We start from the raw sequence: 11,046 nt of genomic DNA on the forward strand, positions 1-11,046 counted from the left end.
GCCATGGCATGTGGCCAGTTGCTGCCGCTGCAAACCGCTGTGGGGCGGTGGCTACACCAGGCAAGATCCATGGCGATACGGCTTGGTACCTACGGCACACTGGCCGTAGCGACCAGGCATGCTGCCCGCAAGAGCCGGCGGCGCAGCGACAAGGCATGCTGCCGACGAGAGCCGGCAGCGCAGCGCTCTGAAGCATTCACGATGAAGTGCGGTGCAGTCTCATAGGCTGAGACGCCTTCACGACATGCTGCTTGCGTGAAAATCCTCGACAAACTCGCAGTGCTGGCCGATGCGGCCAAATACGACGCGTCCTGCGCCTCCAGTGGCGCGAACAAGCGCAATTCGCTCGGCACCGGCGGGATCGGCAGCACCGAGGGCATGGGCATCTGCCACTCGTACACGCCCGACGGCCGCTGCGTGTCGCTGTTGAAGATCCTGCTCACCAATTTCTGCGTGTTCGATTGCGCGTATTGCGTCAACCGCGTGTCCAGCAACGTGCGCCGTGCGCGCTTCACGCCGGAAGAAGTGGTCACGCTGACGCTGGACTTCTACAAACGCAATTACATCGAAGGCCTGTTCCTGTCCAGCGGCATCATCCGCAACTCCGATTACACGATGGAGCAGCTGGTGGAAGTGGCGCGGCAGCTGCGCGAGGTGCATCACTTCGCCGGCTACATCCACCTCAAGACCATCCCCGATGCGACGCCGGAATTGCTGGCCGCCGCCGGCCGCTACGCCGACCGCCTGAGCATCAATGTGGAGCTGCCGACCGAGCAGGGGTTGACGCTGCTGGCGCCGGAAAAAAGCGTCGGCGGCATCCGCTCGGCAATGGGCGAACTGCGTTGGCGCATCGAAGAAAACCAGCTGGAGCGCAAGGCCGAAAAGCTGCGCCGCGCCAAGCCGCCGCGCTTTGCACCGGCCGGGCAGAGCACGCAGATGATCGTCGGCGCCGACGATGCCAACGATCGCAGCATCCTGGACACCAGCCACAATCTCTACGGCAATTACCGGATGCGCCGGGTGTATTACTCGGCTTTCAGCCCAATCCCGGATGCCTCGTCCAAATTACCGCTGCAGGCACCGCCGTTGCAGCGCGAGCACCGGCTGTATCAGGCCGACTGGTTGCTGCGCTTCTACGAGTTCAGCGTGGAGGAGATCGCACCGGCGCAGTCCAGCGGCATGCTCGATCTGGACGTGGATCCGAAGCTGGCCTGGGCGCTGCGCAATCCGGAGCGGTTTCCGGTGGATCTGAACGCGGCGCCGCGCGAGATGCTGCTGCGGGTGCCGGGCCTGGGCACGCGCAATGTGGAGCGCCTGTTGTTGTCGCGCCGGCATGCGCGCTTGCGGGTGGGCGACCTGGCGCGGTTGCGGGTGCCGATGAAGAAGCTGCTGCCGTTTGTGAGCGTGCTGGACCATCATCCGCGCCAGCGCCTGGACGACCCGGTGCGCTTGCGCGCGCAACTGGCACCGGCACCCCGGCAGGCGAGTCTGTTCGATTGAACCCGCAGCTGGCCGCCGGCATCCGGCGCACCGCCGCGTCCGCTGGCGTCTGCCGTGTTGCCGGGCAAGCTGCCCGAAAGGCGGAGAAGGATGGCATCAAGTGCAAAGACCGCCGAAAGCGCAAAGGCCACCGAACGCCAGTGCTGACACAGGAACGCGACGCTTTGCGAATCCCCAATTCCCAATCCCCAATCCCACCTCTCCATGCTGACCACCGCGATGTTCAACGCTGACGTCGAGCCGGGCTGGAGCCTTGAAGCATGGCGTGCGCTGGCGCGGGCGGGGTGGTGCGCGCAGGTGGAGCCCGACTCCATCGCGTGGAATGGCGGAGCGCAGGGCGGCTTGTTGATGGGGCAGGGGCTGCTGGATTTGCCGGCCGTGGCTGCGGCGCCGCGGGTCTCGGCGGAGTTCCTGCAGATGGCCGGAGCGGTGTTGTGTCACCGCGATCCGCAGCGCTATGCGGTGCTGTACCGGCTGTTGTGGCGGGTGGCCTGCGGCGAGCGCGCGCTGCTGGAGCGGGCCACCGATGTCGATGTGCATCGGGTGACGCAGTGGCAAAAAGCGGTGCAGCGCGATACGCACAAGATGAAGGCGTTCGTGCGCTTTCGGCGTTTGCCGGTGGAAGAGGAAGACTTCGTGGCGTGGTTCGAGCCCGAACATTGGATCGTGGATCGGGTGGCGCCGTTTTTCGCGCGCCGCTTCGCCGGCATGCGCTGGGCGATCCTCACCCCGTATCGCAGCGTGCGCTGGGACGGCGAGGCGTTGACGTTCGGCGAAGGCGCCGTGCGCACCCAGGTGCCGGCCGACGATGCGCAGGAGACGCTCTGGCGTACCTATTACGCGCATATCTTCAATCCGGCGCGTCTCAATCCGACCATGATGCGGCAGGAAATGCCGCAGAAATACTGGAAGAACCTGCCCGAGGCGAGCCTGTTGCCGGAGCTGATCCGCGAGGCCGGGGTGCGCGTGCGCGAGATGGCCGAGCGTGCGCCCGAGCCGGTGCGGCGGCGAGTACCGGCGGCGCCGGCGCCGGTCCCGGAAGTGGCCACGCAAAGCCTGGCGCAGTTGCGCGTGGCCGCGCGCGATTGCCGGCGCTGTGCGTTGTGGCAACCGGCAACGCAGACGGTGTTCGGCGAAGGGCCGAGCAATGCGTCGGTGATGGTGATCGGCGAGCAGCCCGGCGACGAAGAGGATCTGAGCGGGCGTCCGTTCGTCGGGCCGGCCGGGCGTTTGTTCAACATGGCGCTGGGCGAAATCGGCATCGACCGCGCCACGGTCTACGTGACCAATGCGGTCAAGCATTTCCGCTTCGAGCAACGCGGCAAGCGGCGGCTGCATCGCAACCCGGAACGGTCGCATGTGCAGGCCTGCAGCGGCTGGTTGCATGCCGAACGCGCGCAGCTGCGTCCGGCGCAGATCGTCTGCCTGGGCGCGACCGCGGCACAGGCGGTGTTGGGAAGCAGCTTTCGCTTGATGCAGCAGCGCGGCCAGTGGCAGCGGCTGGACGACGGCACGCCGGTGCTGACCACCGTGCATCCCTCCTGGGTATTGCGGCAGGGCTCGGAGGCCGCGCGCGAGGAAGGCTACCGCGGGTTTGTCGAGGACTTGCGCCAGTTGCTGGATGCACCGGTTGCTGCAGAGCACATGGCGAAGACATAAAAAATGCGCGTGCAAATGCACGCGCACGGTGTCGGAGAACGAGACACCAAGTGGAACCACTGGCGAGCCAGTGGCTCCCTCACCGCCGCTTTGCGGTGTGGTGGCGCTGCCTGGAGCTTGTTTCCAGGCATGCGCGGATACAACGATTCAGCAGTGTCTACACCTAAGTCATGTGCAGCTGATGCACTGGCGTTGCCGTGCAACGCCAGTGCAACCAATCACTTGAGGCAGCTGCCGACACGACTGCTGCATGTTGGTCAGGCAGGCGCGGTGTTCGACATCGGCATGTACCACCCGTACCTGCCGGTGTCGAGCGCAGCGTCCACGCCTACCCGAGTGCTTGCGGCAATGCAGCTGCTCAGAACGTTGCTGGCGTGCGCAGTTCGTCGTCGACCCATCGACGGAACCTGGCTGCGTTCCGCCGATGCAGGTCACGCGCCTGCGACTGCCTGCGTCAGGCAGCGAGCTGCCGTTACGGCATCAACACCTTGTCGACCACGTGGATCACGCCATTGCTCTGCATGACATCGGCAATGGTGACGTTGGCGGTGTTGCCCTTGGCATCGGTGATGGTGACCTTCTTGCCGTTGAGCTTTGCGGTCAACGCCTCGCCCTGCACGGTGGTCAGCGAGGCGCTACCGCCGCCGGCCTTGATCTTGGCGATCAGCGATGCGGCGTCGACCTTGCCCGGTACCACGTGATAGGTCAGCACCTTGGTCAGCGTGGGCTTGGATTCGGGCTTGAGCAACGTTTCCACCGTGCCGGCCGGCAGGGCGGCGAATGCGGCGTTGGTTGGGGCAAACACGGTGAACGGGCCCGGCCCCTTCAGCGTGTCGACCAGGCCGGCGGCCTTGACCGCGGCGACCAGGGTGGTGTGGTCCTTGGAGTTGACGGCGTTGTCGACGATGTCCTTGGTCACCAGCATCGGCGCACCGCCCACGGTCGGGTTCGATGCGGCGTAAGCGGGGGCCATGGCGCTGGTCAGGGCAATGGCGGTGGCAATGGCAAGCGACTGGAATGAGGTCTTCATGAGGCATCGATCCTTTGGGTAAGCGACTGCCTGGATGGCAATCGTAGTGCTGGATACGCGGGTAGATGCAGCGCGGATGCATCACGCGGTTTTTACACGGGCGTACCTGGCACCGCGTTGCTCGAGATCGTCATAACGCAGACGTCGACACAGCCTGTTGCGCTCGCTGGGCTCGGGCGGCAGCAGCAACCCAGGCATGTGCCGGTGGTCGAAACCGAAGCGATGCAGGTCGAGGTGCCATTGCAGACAGGACGCGATCGACTTGCCGCCGTCCATGCGATGCGCAGCCAGTGCAGGCAAGGTTCAATGCGTTGCTGACGACAGTTACCAGCAAGCGCGAAGAAGTTAGGCAAGATTATCTTTAGTCCTGCAACCTGATTATCGAGTGCGTGAATATCAGGTGGTTTTTGCTACATAAGTTCGTGGGTGAAGCCGGACTAAATAACCACGGCTGCAGCATGATGTCGTCGGTGATCTGCTGCTTGTGTCATGTAACCTCGCGCCACCGGCTGCACTTATCTCAGCTAGCGTGGAGTGCAGATAATGACGCTGAACCTTGCAGGCTGGCTCCGCATTTGCGGCCAACGCAATTCACCGAATCACGCAGAAAGGTTGTAGCTAGATGACGCAGAAAAAAACCCAATGCACGCGGCTGGCACTGGCAGCATGTCTGGCTGCAAGCGTGATGGTGTGCGGCACCGTGCAGGCCTGGGCCGCAGCACCGGCTTCGACGCCAACGCCGGCAAAGTCCGTTGCTCCGTCCGGTGAAGCCTACGGGCCAGGGCAGCAATGGATTGTTCCGGGCGAGTGGCAGTTCACTATCGATGCCGTTCGCCCGGCCAAGGTGAACATCCATGACGATGGCGGTGGGTCCTGGCGGCCCACGCAGGTGCTGCTGGTGAGTTACAGCTACAGGAACATCGGGTTCGATGACAGCGCCAACGACAAGGATGGCGGGCCCTCGACGCTGGCGTTTTCGAAAGCCCATATCGATGTGGTCGATGCCAACGATGCGGACAATGGCGGCGCAGGCAATTACCCGGTGCACCTCAAACTCGTGGAAGACGCCAACGGCCAGAAGATCGGCCAGCAGATGGTCGGCGCGCAGTGGCCGTATGCCTTCCGGAAAAAGCCCAAGGCAGTCAAGGTGGTGGTGAGTCACTACGACTCCAGGCTGCAACTGCAGCAAGCGACCTTCATCGTCCCGGTCAAGACCACGCGGCAATCGTCCCCGCATGCGAACAGGCGCGTTCGCCACAGCTGATTGCAGTCTGTCGGTGAGCTGCCTGGCAGGGCACTCCCGCAACAGGGCGCGCGCGTCCATTCGCTGGCGTATCCAGCGGCGCCGGGGCCGATGCGAATCGCAACGGTGTGGCATCGACGCGCCCCGATGGCAGATCTGCCGCAACGGACGGCAAGCCGGGCGAGGTGGCGCAAAGGTTTCATCGCCGGATGCAAACCGGTATGTTTCCGTAGGCGCGTGATGGTGCGTTGCACTATGCGATGCCGCACGCGCGCACCGTTTCTTCTTCCGGGTTTTCCATGCATTCGATCGATGTCGTCCTCGCCATGTTGCTGGCGGTCGCGGCCAGCGGTTATCTGATCCGCATCCTGCCGTTCTCGTTGCCCCTGCCGTTGGTCCAGATTGCGCTTGGCGCGGTGGTTTCGGGTGTGTTCGATGCCGGGCACGAGCTGGAACCTGAGCTGTTCTTCCTATTGTTCCTGCCTCCGCTGCTGTTCCTGGATGGCTGGCGCATTCCCAAACAAGGCCTGTTCCGCGACAAGGCGGCCATCCTCGAGCTGGCGTTGGGTCTGGTGGTGTTCACCGTGATCGGTGCGGGCCTGCTGATCCATTGGCTAATCCCGGCGATGCCGCTGGCAGTGGCCTTCGCGCTGGCGGCGATCATCTCGCCGACCGATCCGGTGGCGGTGTCCTCGATCGCCTCCAAGGTGTCGATCCCGAAGCGCCTGATGCACATCCTGGAAGGCGAGTCCCTGCTCAACGATGCCTCCGGGCTGGTGTGCTTCCAGTTCGCGGTGGCCGCGGTACTGACCGGCAGCTTCTCGCTCGCCACCGCTTCGCTGACCTTCCTGTGGGTGGCATTGGCCGGCTTGGCGCTGGGCGTGGCCACCACGTTTGGCCTGAGCCGCATCCAGGCCTGGATCTGGCGCCACTTCGGCGAGGAGCCGGGTTCGGCGATCCTGGTCAATCTGCTGACCCCGTTCGCGGCCTATTTGCTGGCCGAAGCCTTCCATGCCTCCGGCATCCTGGCCGCAGTAGCCGCCGGCGTCACCATGAGTTACGTGGAGATGGCCGGCAACGCGCCGGGCAATATGCGGCTGCAGCGCTCGGCGGTGTGGGACACGGTGCAGTTCACCTTCAACGGCATCATCTTCGTGCTGCTGGGCGAACAGTTGCCGGGCATCCTGGACGGGGCGGTGCGCAGCGTGCAGGAGGCCGGGCACCTCAATCCGTGGTGGCTGGCGGTGTACGTGGCCACCATCAGCGCCAGCCTGATGGCGTTGCGCTTCGTGTGGGTGTTCCTGTCGCTGCGCTGGAACATCTTCAAGGCGCAGTGGCGCGGCGAGCAGCATGTCAGCCCGCCGTGGCGCATCGTGGTGGCGGTCTCGCTGGCCGGCGTGCGCGGTGCGATCACCCTGGCCGGCGTGCTCACGCTGCCGTTGATGCTGGAAGACGGCTCGCCGTTTCCGGCCCGCCAGTTGGCGATCTTCCTGGCCGCCTCGGTGATCCTGGTGTCGCTGCTGGTGGCCAGCGTGGCCTTGCCGCGGCTGCTGCGCGGGCTGGAATTGCCCGAGGAGGAAGACGAGCAGCTCAAGGAAGACCTGGCGGTGAAGGCGGCCTCGCAGGCGGCGCTGGAAGCGGTGGAAAAACTGCGTCAGCGGCTGGTGGACGGCAGCAAGCATGCCGAGCGCTACAACGCCGCCGCCAACCAGGTCAGCCAGCGCTATCAACGCAAGCTCGGCGCGGTGGACATGGCCGAGACCGATCCGGAAGAGGCCGGCGCCTACGAACAGGCGCTGCGCCAGTTCCGCCATGCCGCGCTGGTGGCCGAGCGCAACGAGCTGTTCAAGCTGGCCAGGCGCCGCGAGATTTCCGACGACCTGTCGCGCCGGCTGGTGCGCAATCTGGACCTGATCGAGTCGCGCAAGCGCGCGTGAGCGCGAGGGAATCGGGAGTGGGGAATCGCAGGAGCCACAGCGGTTGCCGTGTTCGGGTAGGAGCGCACCTGGGCGCGATGGGGCGTTGGCGGGAAAGCCCCATCGCGCTCAGGCGCGCTCCTACGGAGATGCGCCGACTAACGGACGCAGCAGGCGTGCGCGGTCCAGTTCGCTGAAGCTTCCCGGCGCGCGCCGGAAGACACCATTCCATCCGCACTTCTCCCATCTTCATGGCGCACGGCCTACCCTGTGCGGCTGATCGCTCCAGTGCAGAAGACATGACTCCAATCGTTTCCATCCAGGGATTGAGCAAGACCTACGCTGGCGGTTTTCAGGCGCTCAAGCAGGTGGACCTTCAGATCCGGCGCGGCGAGATCTTCGCGCTGCTCGGTCCCAATGGCGCCGGCAAGACCACGCTGATCAGCATCATCTGCGGGCTGATCAACCCCAGCACCGGCACCGTGCTGGCCGATGGCCACGACATCGTGCGCGACTACCGCGCCGCGCGTGCCAGCATCGGCCTAGTGCCGCAGGAGCTGGCCACCGACGCGTTCGAAACCGTGTGGGCCACCGTGCGCTTCAGTCGCGGGCTGTTCGGCAAGCCGGCCAATGCGGCGTATCTGGAAACGGTGCTGCGCGAGCTCTCGCTGTGGGACAAGCGCCACAACAAGATTTCCACGCTGTCGGGCGGCATGAAGCGGCGCGTGCTGATCGCCAAGGCGCTGGCGCACGAGCCGCGCATCCTGTTTCTGGACGAACCCACCGCAGGCGTGGACGTGGAGCTGCGTCACGACATGTGGCAGATGGTGCGCAGGCTGCGCGAGCAGGGCACCACGGTGATCCTGACCACCCATTACATCGAGGAAGCCGAAGACATGGCCGACCGGGTCGGGGTGATCAATCGCGGCGAGCTGGTGCTGGTGGAAGACAAGCACACGCTGATGCGCAAGCTCGGCAAGAAGCAGCTCACGCTGAGCCTGCAGGCGCCGCTGCAGGCCATCCCGGCCGCGCTGGCCGATCTGCCGCTGGAGCTGTCGGCCGACGGCAACAGCCTGGTCTACACCTTCGACACCCAGGCCGAGCAGACCGGTATCGGTGCGTTGCTGCGGCGGCTCAACGAGCAGGGCATCGACTTCAAGGACCTGCATTCCAGCGAGAGTTCGCTGGAGGAGATCTTCGTCAACCTGGTGCATGGCGCCCGCAACGTGGAGGTGCGCGCATGAACCGGCATGCGATCGCGGCGATCTATCGCTTTGAAATGGCGCGCGCCTTCCGCACGCTGACCCAGTCGATCGCCTCGCCGGTGTTGTCGACCTCGCTGTATTTCGTGGTGTTCGGCGCGGCGATCGGCTCGCGCATGGGCGACATCGACGGCGTCAGCTACGGGGCCTTCATCATTCCCGGGCTGGTGATGCTGTCCCTGCTCAACGAGAGCATTTCCAACGCCTCGTTCGGCATCTACATGCCGCGCTGGGCCGGCACCATCTACGAGGTGCTGTCGGCGCCGGTGGCCTGGTGGGAGATCGTGATCGGCTATGTGGGCGCGGCGGCCACCAAGTCGGTGTTGCTGGGCTTGCTGATCCTGCTCACCGCGCGGCTGTTCGTGCCTTACGAGATCGCGCATCCGCTGTGGATGCTGGGCTTTCTGGTGCTCACCGCGCTGACCTTCAGCCTGTTCGGTTTCATCATCGGCATCTGGGCCGACGGCTTCGAAAAACTGCAGGTGATCCCGCTGATGGTGGTGACGCCGCTGACCTTCCTGGGCGGCAGTTTCTACTCGATCAACATGCTGCCGCCGCTATGGCAGAAGGTCACCCTGTTCAATCCGGTGGTGTACCTGATCAGCGGGTTCCGCTGGAGTTTCTACGGCAAGGCCGACGTGCACATCGCGGTGAGCACCGGCATGACTTTCCTGTTCCTGCTGGTGTGCCTGGGCGTGGTGGCGGCAATCTTCCGCAGCGGTTACCGGCTCAAGGCGTGAGTGGTGACGGCAGTGGTTTGGTCGGCCGCACCCTGGTGGATGCCGTCGGCAGTCCGGGTCAACGTTGACTGGGGGAGTGCGCAGCGCCCTCGCGGCTCGCGGGACGCGCCGTGAACCCGGCCCTGGGGACTCGGTAGCCGCATCCATGCCGTCCCACGGTCTCGCAATCGGCGAGGGCGCCACGCCAGAGAGTTTGCCGGCTGCTTTATTGAAAGCTCTGCGCAACGAAACGACCACCTCCGATGGTCCTCGCCCTCTCGCAGTCGCCAGCGCTGACAAGGACGTACTTGCAGCGTGCCCCGCGAGGTGGGCGGGCCAGGGCCCTGCAGCCACGGCGCAGGGCAGCCGGCCTGCAGTAGCCCGGCGTGACGTGGTGGTGTCAGCCGCTCTTATTCGGCAGCAGGCTTGGCGTCGCTCTTGGTGTCCAGGAAGTAGGCCACCACCTCACCCTTGATCTTCATGGTCATCGGGTTGCCGCGACGGTCGCGGGCCTTGCCGACCTGCACCTTGATCCAGCCTTCGCTGACCGAATACTCCTCCACGTTGTCGCGTTCGACACCGTTGAAGCGCACGCCGACGCCGCGGCCGAGCGCATCGGCATTGTGGAACGGGCTGCGTGCATCGATGGCCAGATGATCGGGAGGGGTATCGCTCATGGGAAAGGCGTCATGGCGGCCGGGATGGCCGTCTTCGGCCGCACAGGATACGGGCCCGCGCCGCGAAGATCAGCCCCGGCGCTGCCTGCGCACGCGCCGGGCGGTTTGCTTGCGCCCCGCCAGGCCTCACACTTCACGCCTGTACTCCTGGAACCAGACCGCCATGCCCGATAACAGCGCCGATTACGAAGACGACGAAGGCCTGCAGCCCGAAGGCGACGAAGACGATGTCGACGACCACCCGGCGCGGGTGTGGAATCTGCTGGTGTTGATCAATCCCGGCGACGAAGACACCGCCATGGCCCAGTTCGATACCTGGCGCGAGGCGCAGGCCGACCTGGACGACGACGAGGGCGACGATGCCTGGTTGTGGGCCTTGAAGGATGCGATCGACTGGCGCTCGGGCTTTTTCGTGGACTGGAAGGACACCGACGCGTTCATTGCCGCCATCGACGAACTCAGCGCGCGCTGGAACCTGCGCATCGACTGGGGCGGCGACCTGGATGACGAGGAGTTTTCCAGCGATCTGAGTGTGCCCGACCTGATGGCGGTGGCCTTCGATCGTCTGCGCGAGCACGGCTACTCGCTGTGGAACTGGAACACCGGTGGCGACGCCTATGCCGGCTGGATCGCGCTCAGCCGCGACGACGACGCCATGCTGGCGCTGACCTCGCTGTTGGGGGTGGAAGTGCGGCTGGGGAATGAGGCGTTCTGAGGCGGGGCCGGGATTGGGGGAATCGGGATTGGAGTAATCGGGATTCCGGATTCCGGATTCGGGATTCGCAGGAACGATGTGTGGGTGTGGGTGTGTCGAGCCGCGGTGGTGCGTGCTGCCGCAGCAGCATGCCAAGCGCCTGGTGGCCACTAAGGTCTGCCGCGCAGGCATGGTCCACGGCCCAGCGATTGCCACGTAGGAGCGTGCCTGCGCGCGACGGGCGTTACCGGGACGGCTCCTCGCGCTCGGGCGCGCTCCTACAACGGCGTGCCGTCATGTGCAGAGGGATGCCGCCGGTCGTGAAGTTGCAGGCCTCTTTACCAGG

At 65.1% G+C, this 11,046-nt stretch carries 10 protein-coding genes; 7 read left to right on the forward strand and 3 right to left on the reverse strand.

Annotation, left to right across the window (positions count from 1 at the left end; translation table 11 throughout):
• Window positions 1-255 precede the first annotated feature (255 nt).
• Both DYQ94_RS19055 and DYQ94_RS19060 read left to right on the forward strand, forming a co-directional pair.
• Window positions 256-1,500: a putative DNA modification/repair radical SAM protein gene (locus tag DYQ94_RS19055; RefSeq protein ID WP_016900902.1), complete on the forward strand. Its 1,245-nt coding sequence runs from the start codon at window positions 256-258 to the stop codon at window positions 1,498-1,500.
• A 219-nt stretch (window positions 1,501-1,719) separates the two neighbouring features.
• Complete coding sequence (locus tag DYQ94_RS19060; protein ID WP_160955163.1) at window positions 1,720-3,159, forward strand: UdgX family uracil-DNA binding protein; 1,440 nt, start codon at window positions 1,720-1,722, stop codon at window positions 3,157-3,159.
• Window positions 3,160-3,631: 472 nt separating this feature from the next.
• Here the strand turns inward: DYQ94_RS19060 and DYQ94_RS19065 are convergent, their stop codons facing one another.
• Together DYQ94_RS19065 and DYQ94_RS19070 are read right to left on the reverse strand one after the other, a co-directional pair.
• Window positions 3,632-4,189 (reverse strand): fasciclin domain-containing protein, encoded by a 558-nt coding sequence (locus DYQ94_RS19065; RefSeq protein WP_016900899.1) that lies wholly within the window; start codon window positions 4,187-4,189, stop codon window positions 3,632-3,634.
• Window positions 4,190-4,270: 81 nt separating this feature from the next.
• Window positions 4,271-4,465, reverse strand: coding sequence for a hypothetical protein (locus DYQ94_RS19070; RefSeq protein WP_160955153.1), 195 nt, complete (start codon window positions 4,463-4,465; stop codon window positions 4,271-4,273).
• Between the two features lie 346 nt (window positions 4,466-4,811).
• Between DYQ94_RS19070 and DYQ94_RS19075 the strand changes: the two genes are divergently transcribed.
• The 4 genes from DYQ94_RS19075 to DYQ94_RS19090 all read left to right on the forward strand — a co-directional run bounded on the left by DYQ94_RS19075 (window position 4,812) and on the right by DYQ94_RS19090 (window position 9,350).
• A complete protein-coding gene (locus DYQ94_RS19075; protein ID WP_237475003.1) occupies window positions 4,812-5,453 on the forward strand; it encodes a hypothetical protein in 642 nt (213 codons plus the stop codon).
• A 278-nt stretch (window positions 5,454-5,731) separates the two neighbouring features.
• A complete protein-coding gene (locus DYQ94_RS19080; RefSeq protein ID WP_016900897.1) occupies window positions 5,732-7,369 on the forward strand; it encodes a Na+/H+ antiporter in 1,638 nt (545 codons plus the stop codon).
• A 278-nt stretch (window positions 7,370-7,647) separates the two neighbouring features.
• The gene (locus tag DYQ94_RS19085) at window positions 7,648-8,592 is read left to right on the forward strand and encodes an ABC transporter ATP-binding protein (protein ID WP_054593062.1); all 945 of its coding nucleotides are present in this window, start codon (window positions 7,648-7,650) and stop codon (window positions 8,590-8,592) included.
• On the forward strand, window positions 8,589-9,350 hold the full coding sequence (locus DYQ94_RS19090) for an ABC transporter permease (protein ID WP_054593061.1): 762 nt from the start codon (window positions 8,589-8,591) through the stop codon (window positions 9,348-9,350). Before DYQ94_RS19085 ends, DYQ94_RS19090 begins: the two co-directional genes overlap by 4 nt.
• Before the next feature lie 389 nt (window positions 9,351-9,739).
• Here DYQ94_RS19090 and DYQ94_RS19095 read toward each other — a convergent pair whose 3' ends face one another.
• On the reverse strand, window positions 9,740-10,006 hold the full coding sequence (locus DYQ94_RS19095; RefSeq protein WP_046344507.1) for a DUF3297 family protein: 267 nt from the start codon (window positions 10,004-10,006) through the stop codon (window positions 9,740-9,742).
• A gap of 163 nt (window positions 10,007-10,169) precedes the next feature.
• Between DYQ94_RS19095 and DYQ94_RS19100 the strand changes: the two genes are divergently transcribed.
• Window positions 10,170-10,721: a DUF6630 family protein gene (locus tag DYQ94_RS19100; protein WP_126966597.1), complete on the forward strand. Its 552-nt coding sequence runs from the start codon at window positions 10,170-10,172 to the stop codon at window positions 10,719-10,721.
• Window positions 10,722-11,046 lie beyond the last annotated feature (325 nt).

This window comes from Xanthomonas sp. LMG 8993 (genome assembly GCF_009835065.2).
In the GTDB taxonomy this organism is placed as follows: Bacteria; Pseudomonadota; Gammaproteobacteria; order Xanthomonadales; family Xanthomonadaceae; genus Xanthomonas; species Xanthomonas arboricola.

Coding starts and splice junctions, on each gene's coding strand:
- DYQ94_RS19060 (WP_160955163.1), top strand. CDS start 1,720: ATGTTCAACGCTGACGTCGAGCCGGGCTGGAGCCTTGAAGCATGGCGT.
- DYQ94_RS19065 (WP_016900899.1), bottom strand. CDS start 4,189: ATGAAGACCTCATTCCAGTCGCTTGCCATTGCCACCGCCATTGCCCTG.
- DYQ94_RS19070 (WP_160955153.1), bottom strand. CDS start 4,465: ATGGACGGCGGCAAGTCGATCGCGTCCTGTCTGCAATGGCACCTCGAC.
- DYQ94_RS19075 (WP_237475003.1), top strand. CDS start 4,812: ATGACGCAGAAAAAAACCCAATGCACGCGGCTGGCACTGGCAGCATGT.
- DYQ94_RS19080 (WP_016900897.1), top strand. CDS start 5,732: ATGCATTCGATCGATGTCGTCCTCGCCATGTTGCTGGCGGTCGCGGCC.
- DYQ94_RS19085 (WP_054593062.1), top strand. CDS start 7,648: ATGACTCCAATCGTTTCCATCCAGGGATTGAGCAAGACCTACGCTGGC.
- DYQ94_RS19090 (WP_054593061.1), top strand. CDS start 8,589: ATGAACCGGCATGCGATCGCGGCGATCTATCGCTTTGAAATGGCGCGC.
- DYQ94_RS19095 (WP_046344507.1), bottom strand. CDS start 10,006: ATGAGCGATACCCCTCCCGATCATCTGGCCATCGATGCACGCAGCCCG.
- DYQ94_RS19100 (WP_126966597.1), top strand. CDS start 10,170: ATGCCCGATAACAGCGCCGATTACGAAGACGACGAAGGCCTGCAGCCC.